Below are 17,446 nucleotides of genomic sequence, written 5' to 3' on the forward strand. Positions count from 1 at the left end.
GAACCGGCGGGGCCGGATGCCGGGTGCGGCCCGGTGACCCGACGGCCCGGCCGCACAGCGGCGCACCGTTGTCGTGGTGGCGTCGTGCCACCGAGGCCCGAACGTGTCGTGCCGCGACGCGACACCCTGCCCACCAAAGCGCCGCACGCCATACAAGGTGGCCATGTCGGTCCCCTCCCGGCGCATCTACGCTCGCCGCATGACCCCTCATGTCTCGCATGCCCCGCATGTCGATCCCGCCGCAGGAGCGGCCGTGAAGGCCGCAGACCGTGCGCACGTGTTCCACTCCTGGTCCGCCCAGGGCCTCATCGACCCGCTCGCCGTCGCCGGCGCCGAGGGGGCGTACTTCTGGGACTACGACGGCAACCGCTACCTGGACTTCACCAGCGGCCTCGTCTACACCAACATCGGCTACCAGCACCCCACCGTCGTCGCCGCGATCCAGGAGCAGGCGGGCAAACTCGCCACCTTCGCCCCGGCGTTCGCGATCGAGGCGCGCTCCGAGGCCGCACGCCTCATCGCCGAGCGCACCCCCGGCGATCTGGACAAGATCTTCTTCACCAACGGTGGTGCGGAGGCCGTGGAGAACGCCGTCCGGATGGCGCGGCTGCACACCGGGCGCACCAAGGTGCTCTCCGCGTACCGCTCGTACCACGGTGCCACCTCCACCGCGATCAACCTGACCGGCGACCCGCGCCGCTGGCCGTCCGACAGTGGCTCGGCGGGCGTCGTCCACTTCTGGGCACCGTTCCTCTACCGCTCGCCGTTCCACGCCGAGACCGAGGCGGAGGAGTGTGCCCGCGCGCTCCAGCACCTGGAGGACACCCTCGCCTTCGAGGGCCCCGGAACGATCGCCGCGATCATCCTGGAGACGATCCCCGGCACGGCGGGCATCATGACGCCGCCGCCCGGCTACCTGGCCGGCGTCCGCGAGATCTGCGACCGGTACGGCATCGTCTTCGTCCTCGACGAGGTCATGGCCGGCTTCGGGCGCACCGGCAAGTGGTTCGCGGCCGACCACTTCGACGTCGTGCCCGACCTGATGACCTTCGCCAAGGGCGTCAACTCCGGTTACGTACCGCTCGGCGGGGTCGCGATCTCCGCCGAGATCGCCGCCACCTTCGAGACCCGCCCCTACCCGGGTGGACTGACCTACTCCGGTCACCCGCTGGCGTGCGCGGCCGCCGTGGCCACCATCCGTGTGATGGAGGACGAGAAGGTCATCGAGAACGCCGCCCGCATCGGCGAGACGGTGCTCGGCCCCGGGCTGCGCGAGCTCGCCGAGCGGCACCCGTCGGTGGGCGAGGTCCGCGGCCTCGGCGCGTTCTGGGCGCTGGAACTGGTCCGCGACCAGGAGACCCGCGAGCCGCTGGTCCCGTACAACCCGACGCCCGAGGCCAACGCGGCGATGGCGGCCTTCGGCGCGGCGGCGAAGAAGAACGGCCTGTGGCCGTTCATCAACATGAACCGCACGCACGCCGTTCCCGCCTGCAACATCACCGAGGAGGAGGCCAAGGAGGGGCTGGCGGCCCTCGACGCGGCGCTGTCGGTCGCGGACGAGTACACGGTGTAGGCGAGTACTCCGCGACGGTACCCATGTGCGCATGCGGCCGCCCACCCGCGCCACCGGCCCCAGGGGCCGGTGGCGCGGGTGACTTTCAGAGGCCGGTGCGGGGTGCCTTCGGGGCCGTTACCGGGTGCTTTCCGCCACTCGCCCTCCCAGTGCCTCTCCCTCTGCCCGGATCCGGGCACAGCGCCCCTGCCTTAAGGTTGCCGGGAGCGGAAAGCAGGGGAGGGGCACCATGCGCGCGAGCGGAGCTGTGACCCGCAGCACGCTGCGGCAGCAGATCGCGGACGCGCTGCGCGACGAAGTGCTTGCCGGACGATTGCAGCCGAGGCGGGAGTTCACCGTCAAGCAGATCGCCGAACAGTACGGCGTCTCGGCGACACCGGTGCGTGAGGCGCTCTTCGACCTCTCGGCGCAGGGCCTGCTCGAATCCGACCAGCACCGCGGCTTCCGGGTACGCGAGTTCACCGTCGCCGACTACCGGGCGATGGTCGAGGCCCGGACCCTGGTCATCGACGGGGTCATCCGCAGCGTCTTCCAGGGATACGGCCCCGGGCGGTCGGCCGTGAGATCGGCGGTGTACCAGGACGGTCTGGTCTCGGTGCGCCGCAGGGCCCAGGAGGCCGCACGGGCGGCGCAGGGCGGCGACCTGGACATCCTCATCGGCTACGACCTGCGCTTCTGGCGGGAGTTGGGCACCCTCGTCGGCAACGAGTACATCAGCGACTTCCTGCACTGGCTGCGCGTTCAGGCGTGGGTGTTCGCGGTGCCGTATCTGCGCCATGACGCGAGCGCCCGGGACTGGCTCTGGCATGGCCATCCGGAACTCGTCGCGGCGATCACACTCTGCGACGAGGGCGCGGTCCGAGTCGTCATGGAGAGCTACAACGCGCTCTCACTGAGCTGGGCCGACCGGCTCGCGGACGCGAACCGGGTCCCCGGCCGGCCGTGCTCTCCGGCGGGCTGACCACCGTCCGCTCCGCTCAGGGCCCCGGGCACTGTGCGCGACGTGCCGGCCGCATTACGCTGTTCCGACTGTTGTGAATATTTCGATGCGCACCTGCGGGAGAGCGAGACTTCGTGGCCTGTGACCTGTGGCTGGTCCCCCTCGTCGATGTGCTGTGCCACAGCCCCGACAACCCGTTCGCCGAAGAGATCGCCGCCTACGACAAGGTGCTGGGCGAGGCCGGACTGCCGCCCGTCCCCGTGTACGCGTACATGCCGGGCCTGACCGGCGACGTGGCCCCGGTCGCGGCCTTCGACTACGACGCCCTGCACTTCCTGCGCCGCGCCTACCTGCTCCAGCTCAGCGGCCTCGCCGTCACGCCGGTCGACGAACTCGGCGGGGACTACGAGCAGTTGCTGGAGATGTTCGAGGCGACGGCTCGGCAGTCCCATCTGGTCTGGCACTACGACCACGCGGGGGCGTACGTTCCGCTGGACTTCGCCGCCCCGCTCTCCGACGACGACCTGCTCGAGGGTGGCGGGCCCCTCGGATCCAGCCATGGGCTGCTGAGGGAGCTGGAGTTCGTCGCCCCATCCCTCGGCATCGACCCGGCGAACCCGCCGGCCGCTCCACTGCCGCCCATCGCACCGACCGAACTGGAGGAACCGGCAAGCCCGATCCCCTACGACGACAGCCCGTTCGCCCGCGAGCGGCACGTCTGGCTGGGCCTGCACGCGGCCGCCACCCGCAGCCTCGCCCAGGGCTCGATGATCGTCTTCAGCTGACCGTTCGCGGTTGCGGAACCGGCCCTGGTACGGCCTGGCCCGGGCACGGTACAGCCGGCCACGGCGGCCCGGTACGGAACCACGACCGCAGCCCGCGGTGGAGCCTGGAGAAGGAGCCGGAACGGAAACCGGCACCCGGAACGGAAACCGGCATGGAACCGGATCCCGGGACGGAACCAGAGCCCGGAACAGGGCTCTGGGCGGAACCGGAGCCCGGGGCAGGGCTCCGAGCGGGACCGGATCCCGGAACAGCCCCGCGGTGGTGTCACCGCGGGGACTCCGGGGGCCGCTGGCGCGGCATGTTCGGCCGGGCGATCGTCTGCATCGGGAACCGCCCCGGCTGCGTGCCGTGGTCCGTGCGTCCGCCGCTCCCGCTGCCGGACGACAGGGCCTGGAGGCCCATCGGCGTCGGCCCGGCACGGAACTCCACCATCCAGTCCGCCGTCTCGGCCCGGACGAGGTCCGTGACGTCCTCCGAGAACCGCCGCAGCACCCCGAGGCAGCGCTCGGCCGCCTCGCTGGCGGTTCCCTCGGTCGGGCCCAGCACCTCCCGTACGGACTCCGAAGCCCAGTCGAACTGGAGTACCTGCAGGCGCCGCTGCACGGCCTGGGCGGTGGCGAGACTCCTTATCCAGCCCGACGTGAGCCCGAAGTACCGGTCGCACGCCATGCACGCGGCCCCCAGCAGCAACGACAGATAGCCCCACCCCGCGGCCCCGGCGAGCGTCCCGGTGAGGTCGAGCAGGGGCAGGGCGGCGCCCGCGACCGCGCCGACGGCCGTACCGACCCGCAGCGTTCTGGCCGCGCGCCGTTTCCAGATCCGGTCGTTCAGATACCACTCCGCTGTGTGCAGTGCCTCGGCCTCGACCCAGCGATACAGCTCGTCGAGACGTTCCGCGGGTTCACCCCAGTCGCCGAGCGGTAACGGTGTACCGGTCAGGTCCCCGCGCCGGCCCCGCGCGACCCGGCCGCGTACGCCGGAGCCCGAACCGGAGGAGCCGGGCGAGCCGGACGGACCGGACTCGTTGCGTGGTCCTTCGGGCTGCATCTCCGGCTGACTCACCGGGGTACTCCTCTGCGTTCTGCTGGATGACGCCTGATGTGCGGCGGTGGTTTCGGCGGTGGGCTGATCACTGCTCTCCGGCGTGGCCGACTGTCTCGCGTACGTAACTTTGCGTGACAGGTGGCGTGCCTCTATGTCCGGGTGCGCATGCCCTTCCTACCGCCGAATGGTGGGCCGCGGGGGCGAAATGGCGTTATGCCCGGGCGCGGGGGGCCTGTGATCAGGTATGGGCGTCATGTCGGCGCTGACTCAAACTCACTCGAAAGAGTTGCTCACCAGTGGGTGGGGCGCACCCTGAGGTGACCACGTAGGCTCGGTTTACCGAAGCATGTCGTCATCGAATTGCCAGGAGTGACTGTGATTCCCGGTGCGGGGCAGCCCAACATGCAGCAGTTGCTGCAGCAAGCCCAGAAGATGCAGCAGGACCTCGCCGCGGCTCAGGAGGAGCTGGCCAGGACCGAGATCGAGGGCCAGGCGGGTGGTGGCCTGGTGAAGGCGACCGTGACCGGTGCCGGCGAGCTCCGCGGCCTGGTGATCGACCCGAAGGCCGTCGACCCGGAGGACACCGAGACGCTCGCGGACCTCGTCGTCGCCGCGGTCCAGGCCGCGAACGAGAACGCGCAGCAGATCCAGCAGCAGAAGCTGGGCCCGCTCGCCCAGGGGCTGGGCGGTGTGCCCGGCCTCCCCTTCTGACGGTCCGACCGTCCACCGGTCGGCGTAAGGGGCGCGGTCCGGCCCGATAGTCCCCGTCCAGGTACGGGGCGCGGTCCGGCCTGCTCGCTCCGGCCGACGTCGCGGAGCCGATGTGACCGGCCGACGTGGCGGGGCCGGGTCCGGTCGACCGGGCCGCCGACAGGCGTTCTGACCAGCCCCGGGGTGCCGCACGGGCCCGGCCCGTGCCGCCGCCCGCGCAGGTCGCCCCCGGCCGATGTGCGGGCGCGGTTCGGCCGGTTTCCGGCCGGTGCACGGGCGCGTTGGGCGGCCTCATGGCCGTCACGCGTTCTTCGTTCGGCCGCCGTTCGGTCGTCTCCGGGCTTCTGGCCGGCGGCCCGAACTCGTAAGTTGTATGCATAGCCCATCGCACGCGATGTACCGCCGGTGGTGCGCCTTCCGCGGCGTACGGCCTTCGGCTCACCGCCCGCGGCCCAGCCGCCGCGGCCCGTCCAGGGGGCGGGAACAGGAAGAGGAAGGCGTTTCCGTTGTACGAAGGCGTGGTTCAGGACCTCATCGACGAACTGGGCAGGCTGCCCGGCGTCGGTCCCAAGAGCGCGCAGCGGATCGCCTTCCACATCCTGCAGGCCGAACCGACCGATGTGCGCCGTCTCGCCCATGCCCTCCTGGAGGTCAAGGAGAAGGTCCGGTTCTGCTCGGTCTGCGGCAACGTCGCCCAGCAGGAGCAGTGCAACATCTGCCGGGATGCGCGCCGCGACCAGGCGGTCATCTGCGTGGTCGAGGAGCCGAAGGACGTCATCGCGATCGAGCGGACCCGCGAGTTCCGGGGCAGGTACCACGTGCTGGGCGGCGCGATCAGTCCGATCGAGGGCGTCGGCCCCGACGACCTGCGCATCCGTGAGCTGCTCGCCCGGCTCGCCGACGGCACGGTCACGGAGCTGATCCTGGCGACCGACCCCAACCTGGAGGGCGAGGCCACCGCGACGTACCTGGCGCGGATGGTCAAGCCGATGGGCCTACGGGTCACCAGGCTGGCCAGCGGCCTGCCGGTGGGCGGCGATCTGGAGTACGCGGACGAGGTGACTCTGGGCCGCGCCTTCGAAGGGAGGCGGCTGCTCGATGTGTGACGCTTTCATGTCACTCGATGTACGGACCGTGACCTTTGTCGCGAAGCGCAGCGTTTTTACGTTCACCGACGCTATGTTCTACTCACCCGCTCGCGACCGTGCCTACGGGAGGTCTCCTCGATGTCTGACGCCACGCTGAACTCCGTCACGCAGGCCCCGGACGACTTCGCCGTCCAGATCGCGGACCAGATCAAGACGTTCATCGTCGCGGTCACCGAGGTGTCAAAGGTCGAGGAGCCCGAGCAGGCCGTGCCCGTCCTGCTGCTCCAGGTCTCCCAGCTGCTGCTGGCGGGCGGGCGGCTCGGCGCGTACGAGGACATCGTCCCCGACGAGCGCTACGAGCCGGACCTGGGCGCGGAGCCGGACGCCGACGGGCTCCGCGAGCGGTTCGCCACCCTGCTGGAGCCGATCGACGTCTACTCCGAGGTCTTCGACCCGTACGAGCCCCGCAAGGCGCCGGTCCCGGCCCGCATCTCGGACGACCTGGCCGACCTCGTCACCGATCTGCGCCACGGCCTGGCCCACTACGAGGAGAACCGCATCACCGAGGCCCTGTGGTGGTGGCAGTTCTCGTACTTCTCCAACTGGGGCTCCACCGCTTCCGCCACCCTGCGTGCCCTTCAGTCCCTGATCGCCCACATCCGCCTCAACCAGCCGCTCCAGGATCTGGACGGCCTGGACACGGACTCGGAGACCGTCGACGACGAGTTGGCCGAGGAGGCGGGCCGAGTGATGGCGGAGGAGATCGCCGGCCCGTTGGGGCTGCGCCCGGTCCAGTAGTGCGCGTCGTCGGCGCGAATGGCTTGAACCCATCGCCCCTGGACCCGTGGCCCCTGAACCGGTAGCCCCCGAAGTCATGGCCCGTGAACTCGTACCTCCTGGCTCAGATCCGTCTCAAGAGCTGAGCTGCTGAGCAGCTGAGTCGCTTCTGTCGGTCCGGATCCGGTGTGGGCTTTGGGGCGCAGGCCGTCACCTGGCCCGCCCGCCACGGTGGCTCCTTCATCGCGGGCTCGCTAGGGGTCGGCACTGGCATGCCCCCTCGCGGTGTGCTCCTTCCGCCTGCCGGAGGCCTCCGGCAGGCGGACCACAGGGTTCCGGTCCACGCTGGAGAGGATGCGTCCCCGGTGAATTCCGGACTGCGGCCCGACGGCCGGGCAAGTGGTCGGCAGCGGCGGATGTGGGCTGGGACACACCTGGGAGTGCGATTCCGATCGGCGGGCAGCAGTCCCGTACGAGCGGCCAGGAACGACACGCCTTTGATCAAGTGGTGAGCGGGACGTCTCACCATGTGGTAAGGGCGGGGCGTTTTCGGGCCGCTCGTTAAACTGAATCGACCGAGTAACGGACTGAGCGAGGAGCGCACGTGGGCCTTGTCGTGCAGAAGTACGGAGGCTCCTCCGTAGCCGATGCCGAGGGCATCAAGCGCGTCGCCAAGCGAATCGTCGATGCCAAGAAAAGCGGCAACCAGGTGGTTGTCGTGGTGTCCGCGATGGGCGACACGACGGACGAGCTGATCGATCTCGCCGCGCGGGTATCCCCGATACCCGCTGGGCGCGAGTTCGACATGCTGCTGACCGCGGGAGAGCGGATCTCCATGGCCCTGCTGGCGATGGCGATCAAAAACCTGGGCCACGAGGCCCAGTCCTTCACGGGGAGCCAGGCGGGCGTCATCACCGACTCGGTCCATAACAAAGCGCGCATCATCGATGTGACGCCGGGCCGCATCCGTACGGCGCTGAACGAGGGGAACATCGCGATCGTCGCGGGGTTCCAGGGGGTGTCCCACGACAAGAAGGACATCACCACCCTCGGCCGGGGCGGGTCCGACACCACCGCGGTCGCGCTCGCCGCCGCACTGGACGCCGAGGTCTGCGAGATCTACACCGATGTGGACGGCGTCTTCACCGCCGACCCGAGGGTCGTGGCGAAGGCCCGGAAGATCGACTGGATCTCCTTCGAGGACATGCTGGAACTGGCCGCGTCCGGTTCCAAGGTGCTGCTGCACCGGTGCGTGGAGTACGCACGCCGCTACAACATCCCGATCCACGTCCGTTCGTCCTTCTCCGGGCTGCGCGGTACCTGGGTCAGCAACGAGCCGCAAGGGGACCAGAAGGTGGAGCACGCGATCATCTCCGGAGTCGCCCATGACGTCTCCGAGGCCAAGATCACGGTCGTCGGTGTGCCCGACAAGCCCGGCGAGGCCGCCGCGATCTTCCGCACGATCGCGAATGCGGAGATCAACATCGACATGGTGGTGCAGAACGTCTCCGCCGCGTCGACCGGTCTGACCGACATCTCGTTCACGTTGCCGATGGCCGAAGGCCGCAAGGCCATCGACGCCCTGGAGCGCAACCGCGGCACCATCGGCTTCGAGTCGCTGCGCTATGACGACCAGATCGCGAAGATCTCCCTGATCGGCGCGGGTATGAAGACCAACCCCGGGGTCACGGCCGGCTTCTTCGAGGCGCTGTCGGACGCCGGTGTGAACATCGAGCTCATCTCGACATCCGAGATCCGCATCTCGGTCGTCACCCGAGCCGACGACGTCAACGATGCCGTGCGCGCCGTGCACACCGCTTTCGGCCTCGACAGCGACTCCGACGAGGCCGTCGTCTACGGGGGCACCGGCCGATGACCGCCCGCCGCCCCTCGCTCGGGGTCGTCGGAGCGACCGGGGCGATCGGCGGCGTCATGCTCCAGATCCTCTCGCAGCACGCGGACGTCTGGGGCGAGGTGAGGCTGATCGCCTCGCCGCGTTCGGCCGGCCGCAAACTGGTCGTACGCGGCGAGGAGAGCGAGGTCCTCCCGCTCACCGAGGACGCCTTCGACGACATCGACGTGGCGCTGTTCCTGGTGCCCGACGACGTCTCGGCGCAGTGGGCGCCCGTCGCCGCGGCCAAGGGCGCGGTCGTCATCGATGACTCCGCCGCTTTCCGGCTGGACGCGGATGTTCCGCTGGTCGTGCCCGAGATCAATCCGCATGCCGCGCGGATCAGGCCGCGCGGCATCGTCGCGAGCCCGAACTGCACGACGCTCGCGCTGATCGTCGCGGTCGGCGCGCTGCACGCCGAGTTCGGGGTGCGGGAACTGGTCGTCTCCTCGTACCAGGCGGTGAGCGGGGCGGGCCGCGACGGGGTGGCCGCGCTGCGCGAACAGCTGTCGCTGGTGGCCGGCACCGAACTGGGCACCAGGCCCGGGGATGTGCGCCGGGCGGTGGGGGACGTGGAGGGCGGCCCCTTCGCCGCGCCGGTGGCGCTCAACGTGGTGCCCTGGGCCGGAGCCGAGGCCGGCGACGGCTGGTCGTCGGAGGAGCTGGCGATCCGCGAGGAGTGCCGCAAGATCCTGGATCTGCCCGACCTGCGGGTCGCGGCGACCTGTGTGTACGTACCGGTCGTCGCGACGCACTCGATGTCCGTGCACGCGCGGTTCGAGAACGAGGTCGCGGTCGACCGGGCCCACGAGATCCTGGCGACGGCCCCGGGCGTCGTGCTGTACGACAGTCCGGCGGCGGGTGATTTCCCGACCCCGTCCGATGTCGTCGGCACCGACCCGACATGGGTCGGGCGCGTACGTCGGTCACTGGACGATCCCCGCGCGCTGGACCTGTTCGTCTGCGGCGACAACCTCCGCAAGGGGGCGGCTCTGAACGTGGCGCAGATCGCCGAGTCGGTGGCCGCCGAATTTCCCCGTGCCTGATCGCGCGTGATCGTGCGGGGTGGGCGCGGGGATGCGCGCCGGGGCGGCCCGCGCTGGGGCGCGTATCGGGTGACGTGTCGGGTGGGGTATCGGGTGTCGTGTCGGAACCTGTGCCTGATCGCGCGGGTTTCCGCGTGTCTGATCAAGGCTGATCGAACCTGATTTGTACGATCTGTGAACGCTCTGTGAGCAAGTTGAAAGTCTGAATCTCTTGAGCTGGGGTGTCGGGGTATCCGACGATGACCTTTCGGCCTGCCGCAACCGTCGGCCGGAGCGTGCACGTCTATGCGGTGACTTCTTGTACGACGGGGGCGCATATTCGGGGCATTTGGGAAGAGCGGGTACGTATGAGGGCATGTCGCATCGCGTCGAACGCGGTGTCGCGCGCGTACAACCCTGACGGGGGGAAACGTGTCCAACTGGCGTGGCAGAGGTTCTCGACATCACAGTGGTGGGCCCCCTGCGCGGCGCTTCGGTGCGCCCGCTCAGGCGGCCCCGAGGGTCCGGCGGCATGCCGGTGATCGCTCCCGTGCCCGCCGCACGTCCCACGGCACAGCTGCCGTCGCAGCGCGAGGGCGCTGAGGAGGGCGTGGCAGCCGGAACCACCGTCGACCACCTCACCGAGACCTACCGCGCCCACTACCGCTCGCTGCTCGGCCTCGCGGCGCTGCTCCTGGACGACACCGCCTCCTGCGAGGACGTGGTTCAGGAGGCGTTCATCCGGGTGCACTCGGCGCGCAACCGGGTGCGGGATCCGGAGAAGACCCTGGCCTATCTGCGTCAGACCGTCGTCAACCTGTCGCGTTCCGCGCTGCGTCGTCGCATCCTCGGACTGAAGCTGCTCTCCAAGCCCATGCCGGACATGGCGAGCGCCGAAGAGGGGGCGTACGACCAGTTGGAGCGGGACGCCCTGATCAAGGCGATGCGCGGACTGCAGCGACGCCAGCGGGAGGTGTTGGTGCTGCGCTACTTCGCGGACATGACGGAGGCACAGGTGGCCGAGACGCTGGGGATATCCCTGGGATCGGTCAAGGCCTACGGTTCGCGGGGGATCGCGGCGCTGCGCGTCGTGATGGAGGCAGAGGGATGAGCCTGCGCGACAGCGGTAACGACAACGGTCACGAGAGTGGAGACGTCGGCGATGAGAGCCGCGCTCCCGACAGCGATGGCGAGGGCCGCGATCGTGGCGGTGGCGACAAGGACCGCAGCCGCGACAGCGGCGGACGGATGAGCCGCGACGGTGGTGGCCGGATGCGTGCCGCCGACGGTGGCGGCGCGAGCGGGCACGACGGCGGCCGAGAGAGCGGCCACGGGCGGGAGCCCGGGACCGACCGGACTGGAAACGCGATGGTGAACGACGGGCGGAGAGGTGCCGCGGCCCCGGGCAGGACCCCGGACGCGGCCTCCGAAACGCACGCTCGGACGAAGACGGACGCTCGGACGAGAGCGGACGGGGACGCGGAGCCCGTGGCGACGGACGGGGGCGCCGAGCCCGTGGCGCGGGCGCACGCGCTGGACGAGGACGACGGCGCCGAGGCCGGGGCACAGACCCACGCCCACGGGGACACGGGCCCGGAGGTTGAGACCCACTCGGCTCAGGACGCGGACGCGGCCAGCGGCGCCGGCACGCACGAGGGCTCTGTGACGGTCGCGGCCTTCGGCTCGCGCGGCGACCAGGCCCGCTCGCGCGGCGACGGTGGCCCGGACGCGCCGGACTTCCTGGACGAGGTCGCGCTGCGCCGCATGCTGCACGGAGCGGTCCGGCAGATCGAGCCAGACGAAGGCGCCCTCGACCAGCTGCGCCGGGCGGTGCCCGCGCGACGCGCCAGACGGCGACAGGCCGTCGTCGGAATGGCGGCGGCGGCTCTGCTCATCAGCACCGCGATCCCCGCATTCGTCCACGTCGCGAACTCCGACGGCTCGAACACCGCCAACCCCGCGATAGCGGGGCACGGCGAGCAGGCGCAGGGCGGCAGCGGTACGGAGAGCGGCTCGGGAACCAGCGGGAAGAACCACGGCGGCGGCACCAATGGGCAGGACGACGGGGACCCGGGCCATCCCGTGAGTAAGAGCAGCCCGTCCGACAGCGGGGGCCAGGTCGGCGACGGCGATCTGGTGGGCGGAGTCTCCGATCCGGACGCCTCCGCGGCCTCCTCCCCGCCGGCCTGCGGCGCGGGACAGCTCGGCGTCGCCTCGGCCCAGGCGGGCGCGGCGGGCGTCGACGGCACCGTGTACGGCACGTTCCGGATCGCCAACGTCTCCGACACGGAGTGCACGGTGAGCAGTGGCGGGAACGTGGGCTTCCAGGCGTTGGGGTCGGCGGACCCGGCCAAGATCACGGTCGTCCGGCATGTCGCGGGCGACGCGGCGGCTGGTCTGCCCGACCCCTCGCAGGAGCAGAGCACGATGGCGCTGAAGCCGTCCGCGGCGTACGAAGTGAGGTTCGCCTGGGTGCCGAGGGACACCTGCCCGACCACCGGGAGCTCACCGAGCCCGACACCGACGGAGGGCGCGGGCGGCACGGGCGGCATGGGCGGCGGCACCGCGGCCGGCCCCGGTTCCGGTACGGGTTCCGGCGACACGGCCGTGGCGACGGCCGCGCAGCTCGGCAGCGAGGACGGCGGAGGGGTGCAGGACGGCAGCATCGAAGTGACGCACACACCGGACGCGGGGGCCCCGGTCGCGGAGGCGAGAATCCCCGACGCCTGCGCGGGCACGATCTACCGGACTGGGGTGCTGGCCCCCGCGATGTGACGTCGGGCGCGCGTGCCGCACGTCAGGTGCGCCACGGCTGGTACGGGCGCGCGCCTACGGCATGAACCCCATGCGTCCGAGCCCGCGTGCTCCGTGCTCCCTATGCACGGGTGCCTGCGCGTAGGTGGTGCGGCTGGTTTCGGAGTACGCGTCCGGCGTACACCGGCATGCGCATGCCTTATTCATCGGCCCTCGCGCTTCGGCGCGTCCCGAATGGACTCCGTGCATATCCCACGTGCGGGGTACGGCCCGTCGGCCCGTGTGCTCCTGGGCGCCCGGGCCCCGGCATCAGGCTTCCCGGGCGCCGGACCCCTGGCGCGTCGTCCGGTTGCCGCGGCCCGGTACCCGCGGATGGGTCAGGCGCTGTCGGCCTTCGCCTCGGCCCCGGACCGCACGGCACGGTCGTCGGAATCGTCGGCCCGGGCATCCGCGGCCACATCCTTGCCCGCATCCGCATCCGGATGCGCATGTGCGTCCGTGTCCGTATCCGTATCCGTGCCCGTGACGAGCCCCAGTTGCAGGTCGCGCGCGGCTTCTGCCTCGCGGCGAAGCAGTCGGAACCACATGAAGAGCACGAACCCGGCGAAGACGAACCACTCGCCGGTGTAGCCGAGGTTCTGGAAGGCCTTCAGGTCCAGGCCGGTGCCCTGCGGCACGGTGGCCGGTACGGGACGCAGCCCGCCGTCGCCGCCGGTGTCCTGGAGCGTCACCCACGCGTCGTAGACGTCGTACGGGACGAGGTTGATGAGGGACGCGGCGCTGATGATGCCGACCTGCCCGTCCGGGAGCCCGCCCGCGGTGTGGGCCCCCGCGGTGCCGGCGTTCTCCGACGCCTGGAGGTCGCCGGTCACCGTGACCGTGCCGGTCGGCGCACCCGGGACTGCGGCCTGTCCGGGCTTGCCGGGAAGCCAGCCGCGTACCACCGGCAGGGCCTTGCCGCTGTCCGTACGGAGCATGTTCAGCACGTAGAAGCCGCTCTTGCCGTCCAAATCCCGTCCGGGCACCAGGAACTGGTCGGCGTACCGGCCGGTGGCGGTGGCGGGACGGCCGGAGGTCTCCGTGTCGACGGGCAGCAGGTCGTCGATCGGCTTCGCCGCCCTCGTACCCGGGGCGGGCTGCTTCTCGGCGGCGTTGTGCGTCTGCACGCGGTCCTCGAAGCGGCTGAGCTGCCAGGTACCCATGAAGACGCAGAAGGGGATGGCCAGCACGACGAACAGGTTGATCCCCCACCAGCGCGGGGTCAGCAGGAACCGGTACACCCCTCCACGGTACGTCTGCCGCTCCGCTCTCCTGGCGCGGGGTACCCGCCCACGACCCGTCCGGCCGCGCTCTGTCCACTCCCGCCCCGCCCCACCGCCTCATCCGCCCGCACCCACCGCTCCTGCCGCACCGCTGCACTCCGCCTCGTCACCTCCGCCGCACCGCCGTGCACCGGCCACACCCGCCCCGTTCCCGCCTGGTCCGCCGTGCACCGGCCGACCCCGTTCCCGCCGGGCCCGCCCCGCACCGCGGCGGCGGACACGAGCCCGCTCGGTGCCCGGCCGCACGGGGCGCGGCCTCAGCCGCCGGACGTGGTCGCCGTGATCGCGGAGGCGCCATCGGACAGTGGAGTGGGAGCAGCGGCGCCGGAGTCCGCGGCCAGGTGGCGTCGGGCGAAGTCGAGCTCCAGGCGGACCTGCTTGATCCGTTCCTCCACGACGAGCGAACCGTGCCCCGCGTCGTACCGGTAGACCTCGTGCACGGCGTCACGTTCCTTCAGCCGGTCCACGTAGTTCTCGATCTGGCGGATCGGGCAGCGCGGGTCGTTGACACCGGCCGAGATGAAGACCGGTGCCCGGACGGCGTCGACGTATGTCAGCGGGGACGAGGCCGCGAAGCGCTCGGGGACCTCCTCCGGCGTACCGCCGAGCAGGGTGCGGTCCAGTGCCTTCAGGTCCTCCATCTCGTCGTGGTACGCCGTGACATAGTCGGCGACCGGGACGGCCGCGAGGCCCACCGCCCAGGTGTCCGGCCGCGTGCCGAGGCCCAGCAGGGTCAGGTATCCGCCCCAGGAACCACCGGCCAGGACCAGCTTCTCCGGGTCCGCGAGGCCGGACTCCACCGCCCATTCCCGCACCGCGGCGATGTCCTCCAGCTCGATCAGACCGACCCGGTGCTTGAGCGCGTCCGTCCAGGCGCGGCCGTATCCGGTGGAGCCGCGGTAGTTGACGCGGACGACGGCGTAGCCGTGGTCCACCCATGCGGCGGGACCGGCCGCGAAGGCGTCGCTGTCGTGCCAGGTCGGCCCTCCATGGATCTCGAACACCGTGGGGAACGGTCCCTCGGCCGGAGCGGCGGGCCGCTGCACGAGTGCGTGGACCCGGCCGCCGGGCCCGTCCACCCACACGTCCTCCACCGGCACGGACGCCGGGGCCTTCGGGCCGGGCGGATCGAGCACCACCGCCCCCGAGGTCGATCGGATGACGGGAGGCTGCTTGGCCGACGACCACAGATACTCCACCGTGCCGTCCGGCCGGGCCGTGGCACCCGACACCGAGCCCGCCGGGGTCTCCACCCGGACGGGAGCACTGCCCGCCCCGGGTTCGTACCGCCACAGATCGTTGCGGGCCTCGAAGCCGTGGACGATCAGCAGTGCGGAGGCGTCCGGATACCACTCGGCACTCACGTCACCCGGCAGACCGATTCCCAGGTCCGTCTCCGCGCCCGTCACCGGATCCCAGATCATCGGCTCCCAGCGCCCGCGACGCTGATGCCCGACCAGCAGTCTGCTGTCACCGGCGACGGGGGCGAAGCCGAGCACGGAAAGCCCCAGCTCCTTCGTTCCTCCCTCGGAATCGTCCAGCTCCGCGACCACGGAGCCGTCCAGCCGCACCACGCGCAACGCGGAGTGCATCGCGTCGCCGTGCTCGGTGTGCTCCAGGGCGATCAGGGTCCCGTCATGGCTGAGATCACCGACGCCCGCCGACTCCCGGTGGCGGTAGATCTCGACCGGATCGGCCCCGGGGCGCACGACATGGACCGTCGTCCCGTCCTCGTCCGTCGAGCGGCCGATCACCGCCGAACCGTCCCGTCCGATCGCAAGCCCCGCCGGGTACGAGGCGCCGAGCCCGGGCGCCGCCGGTTCGTCCATGGGCTTCCCGCCCTCGGCGAGGTGGAACGGCTGGCGCATCCACACCCCGAACTCGTCCCCGTCGGTGTCGTTGAACCACCAGATCGACTCGCCGTCCGGCGTCAGCGTGCCCTCCGTCGTACCGTTCGGCCGGTCTGTCACCTGGCGCTGCTCGCCGGTGGCACGGTCCCAGGCGTACAGCTCGTACGTCCCCGTCGCGTTGGAGACGAACAGCGTACGGTCCGGCGCGTCCTCCGCCCAGTCGGGCAAGGACACCCTGGGGGCCCGGAACCGCTGCTCCCACAACGGAACGGAGGCGATCGCGGCCCCTTCTTCCCCGCCGACGTCCGCCGTCTCCCCGGCCCCGTCGGCGACCAGGCCCCCGGCCTCGGCGTCAGGGGACGCGTAGCCGGTCACGGCGGGGGCCGCGCCCGCGGGTCCGCCCGAGGGCGCGGCCCCGGCCGCGGGAGCGGGGCCGGAGCCGGAGCCGGTCGAGGACGCCGGAGCGGAGCCGGTCGAGGGCGCGGGGGTGGTCGCCCGCGTGTCGGGGGCCGTCGAGCCAGTGATCTCAGTCATGGTCCCTATTCTGCGTCGGAACGCCGACAATTCGTTCGCTTCGCCCTCAGCCTGTGGATAACCTCCGCGGCATGCATGCAGAGACCCCCGCCGACTGGCACCGGGCCAACCGCGCGCGCTGGGACGAACGTGTCCCCATCCACGCCGCGAGCGACTACTACGAACTCGAATCCTTCCGTGCCGGCAAGGACGCGCTGCGTGACTTCGAACGCGCGGAGGTCGGCGACGTGACGGGCAAGTCACTGCTCCACCTGCAGTGCCACATCGGACTGGACACCCTCTCCTGGGCCCGGCACGGAGCGGCGCGCGTCGTCGGCCTGGACTTCTCCGAACCGGCCGTCGAGACGGCGCGCCGCCTGGCCCGTGAGATCGGGTTCACCGAGGAACGGGCGGCGTTCGTCACCGCCGACGTCCATGACGCGGCCCAGGCCGTTCCGGACCCGTCGTACGACATCGTCTACACCGGCATCGGCGCTCTGAACTGGCTGCCCGACACCCGGCGTTGGGCCGAGGTCGCCGCGTCGCTCGTCGCGCCCGGCGGCTTCCTCTACCTCGCGGAGTTCCACCCGATCACGGACTGCCTCGACGACTCGACCGGCCGCGAGGTCGTCCACGACTACTTCTGCCGGGACGCGTGGGTGGAGGAAACTCCCGGCACATACGCGGACTTCGAGGCGCCGACCGTCCACAACCGCAGCGTCGAGTGGCAGCATCCGATCGGCGATGTGGTGTCGGCGCTGGCCGCCACGGGGCTGCGGATCGAGTTCCTGCACGAGCACGACGTCTCGCTCTTCGCCCGGTTCTCGGCGCTGGAGCGGCACGATGACGGCTACTACCGTTTCTCCGCCGACCGCCCGCGGATCCCGCTGATGTACTCGATCAAGGGATCGCGTCCGGCAGCTTCCTGATGCCGCGTCGTCGATCTCCCGCATCCCTCGTCACCGACCGACCCCGGTCCGCGGAGCAGTCGGTCCTGACCGGGCGGCGAGCGCTTACGAGGGCCGCTTCGCGCGACGACGGCACCGGTGCCCGGCGGCCCTGACGCGGCAAGGGGTGTGGGGTGCGGCGGGCCGGCCGAGGCCCATGCCTCCGGCCCGCCCGCCGCACCCCCGCGCACGCGGTCTTCGCGCGTGATTCCCCTTCTTTGTCGA

The 17,446-nt window shown here is 71.1% G+C and carries 14 protein-coding genes; 11 read left to right on the forward strand and 3 right to left on the reverse strand.

The window, feature by feature from the left end; genetic code table 11:
* Positions 1-199: 199 nt before the first annotated feature.
* The 3 genes from ACIHCL_RS15445 (at position 200) to ACIHCL_RS15455 (ending at position 3,298) form a co-directional block, all read left to right on the forward strand.
* A complete protein-coding gene (locus tag ACIHCL_RS15445; RefSeq protein WP_399861785.1) occupies positions 200-1,573 on the forward strand; it encodes an aspartate aminotransferase family protein in 1,374 nt (457 codons plus the stop codon).
* Positions 1,574-1,802: 229 nt separating this feature from the next.
* Positions 1,803-2,534 carry a GntR family transcriptional regulator gene (locus ACIHCL_RS15450; protein WP_399861788.1) on the forward strand — a complete coding sequence of 244 codons (732 nt, stop codon included), beginning with the start codon at positions 1,803-1,805 and terminating at the stop codon, positions 2,532-2,534.
* 113 nt (positions 2,535-2,647) lie between these two features.
* Positions 2,648-3,298: a hypothetical protein gene (locus ACIHCL_RS15455; RefSeq protein WP_399861791.1), complete on the forward strand. Its 651-nt coding sequence runs from the start codon at positions 2,648-2,650 to the stop codon at positions 3,296-3,298.
* 265 nt (positions 3,299-3,563) lie between these two features.
* Here the strand turns inward: ACIHCL_RS15455 and ACIHCL_RS15460 are convergent, their stop codons facing one another.
* The gene (locus ACIHCL_RS15460; protein WP_399861793.1) at positions 3,564-4,361 is read right to left on the reverse strand and encodes an SLATT domain-containing protein; all 798 of its coding nucleotides are present in this window, start codon (positions 4,359-4,361) and stop codon (positions 3,564-3,566) included.
* Between the two features lie 357 nt (positions 4,362-4,718).
* On the opposite strand from ACIHCL_RS15460, the gene ACIHCL_RS15465 reads away from it, so the two are divergent.
* The 7 genes from ACIHCL_RS15465 to ACIHCL_RS15495 all read left to right on the forward strand — a co-directional run bounded on the left by ACIHCL_RS15465 (position 4,719) and on the right by ACIHCL_RS15495 (position 12,610).
* Positions 4,719-5,054, forward strand: coding sequence for a YbaB/EbfC family nucleoid-associated protein (locus ACIHCL_RS15465; protein WP_399861885.1), 336 nt, complete (start codon positions 4,719-4,721; stop codon positions 5,052-5,054).
* Positions 5,055-5,560: 506 nt separating this feature from the next.
* Positions 5,561-6,160, forward strand: a complete 600-nt coding sequence (gene recR, locus ACIHCL_RS15470; protein ID WP_399861794.1) for a recombination mediator RecR — start codon at positions 5,561-5,563, stop codon at positions 6,158-6,160.
* A gap of 120 nt (positions 6,161-6,280) precedes the next feature.
* Positions 6,281-6,940, forward strand: coding sequence for a DUF5063 domain-containing protein (locus tag ACIHCL_RS15475; protein ID WP_399861797.1), 660 nt, complete (start codon positions 6,281-6,283; stop codon positions 6,938-6,940).
* A gap of 583 nt (positions 6,941-7,523) precedes the next feature.
* Positions 7,524-8,795, forward strand: coding sequence for an aspartate kinase (locus tag ACIHCL_RS15480; protein WP_399861800.1), 1,272 nt, complete (start codon positions 7,524-7,526; stop codon positions 8,793-8,795).
* Complete coding sequence (locus ACIHCL_RS15485; protein WP_399861804.1) at positions 8,792-9,856, forward strand: aspartate-semialdehyde dehydrogenase; 1,065 nt, start codon at positions 8,792-8,794, stop codon at positions 9,854-9,856. The genes ACIHCL_RS15480 and ACIHCL_RS15485 overlap by 4 nt, the downstream gene beginning before the upstream one ends.
* Positions 9,857-10,367: 511 nt before the next feature.
* On the forward strand, positions 10,368-10,946 hold the full coding sequence (locus ACIHCL_RS15490) for a SigE family RNA polymerase sigma factor (protein ID WP_399861807.1): 579 nt from the start codon (positions 10,368-10,370) through the stop codon (positions 10,944-10,946).
* The gene (locus ACIHCL_RS15495) at positions 10,943-12,610 is read left to right on the forward strand and encodes a hypothetical protein (protein WP_399861809.1); all 1,668 of its coding nucleotides are present in this window, start codon (positions 10,943-10,945) and stop codon (positions 12,608-12,610) included. Before ACIHCL_RS15490 ends, ACIHCL_RS15495 begins: the two co-directional genes overlap by 4 nt.
* Positions 12,611-12,966: 356 nt before the next feature.
* Here the strand turns inward: ACIHCL_RS15495 and ACIHCL_RS15500 are convergent, their stop codons facing one another.
* Both ACIHCL_RS15500 and ACIHCL_RS15505 read right to left on the reverse strand, forming a co-directional pair.
* A complete protein-coding gene (locus ACIHCL_RS15500) occupies positions 12,967-13,869 on the reverse strand; it encodes an SURF1 family protein (protein WP_399861812.1) in 903 nt (300 codons plus the stop codon).
* Positions 13,870-14,168: 299 nt separating this feature from the next.
* Positions 14,169-16,295 (reverse strand): S9 family peptidase, encoded by a 2,127-nt coding sequence (locus ACIHCL_RS15505; RefSeq protein WP_399861815.1) that lies wholly within the window; start codon positions 16,293-16,295, stop codon positions 14,169-14,171.
* Positions 16,296-16,366: 71 nt separating this feature from the next.
* Between ACIHCL_RS15505 and ACIHCL_RS15510 the strand changes: the two genes are divergently transcribed.
* On the forward strand, positions 16,367-17,203 hold the full coding sequence (locus tag ACIHCL_RS15510) for a class I SAM-dependent methyltransferase (RefSeq protein ID WP_399861817.1): 837 nt from the start codon (positions 16,367-16,369) through the stop codon (positions 17,201-17,203).
* Positions 17,204-17,446: the final 243 nt, after the last annotated feature.

The organism is Streptomyces sp. NPDC052042, assembly GCF_044548345.1.
Taxonomy (GTDB): domain Bacteria; phylum Actinomycetota; class Actinomycetes; order Streptomycetales; family Streptomycetaceae; genus Streptomyces.

Bases quoted from the DNA above. Each gene is read 5' to 3' on its own strand.
- ACIHCL_RS15450 (WP_399861788.1), top strand. From the start codon at position 1,803: ATGCGCGCGAGCGGAGCTGTGACCCGCAGCACGCTGCGGCAGCAGATC.
- ACIHCL_RS15475 (WP_399861797.1), top strand. From the start codon at position 6,281: ATGTCTGACGCCACGCTGAACTCCGTCACGCAGGCCCCGGACGACTTC.
- ACIHCL_RS15495 (WP_399861809.1), top strand. From the start codon at position 10,943: ATGAGCCTGCGCGACAGCGGTAACGACAACGGTCACGAGAGTGGAGAC.
- ACIHCL_RS15445 (WP_399861785.1), top strand. From the start codon at position 200: ATGACCCCTCATGTCTCGCATGCCCCGCATGTCGATCCCGCCGCAGGA.
- ACIHCL_RS15505 (WP_399861815.1), bottom strand. From the start codon at position 16,295: ATGACTGAGATCACTGGCTCGACGGCCCCCGACACGCGGGCGACCACC.
- ACIHCL_RS15510 (WP_399861817.1), top strand. From the start codon at position 16,367: ATGCATGCAGAGACCCCCGCCGACTGGCACCGGGCCAACCGCGCGCGC.
- ACIHCL_RS15485 (WP_399861804.1), top strand. From the start codon at position 8,792: ATGACCGCCCGCCGCCCCTCGCTCGGGGTCGTCGGAGCGACCGGGGCG.
- ACIHCL_RS15490 (WP_399861807.1), top strand. From the start codon at position 10,368: ATGCCGGTGATCGCTCCCGTGCCCGCCGCACGTCCCACGGCACAGCTG.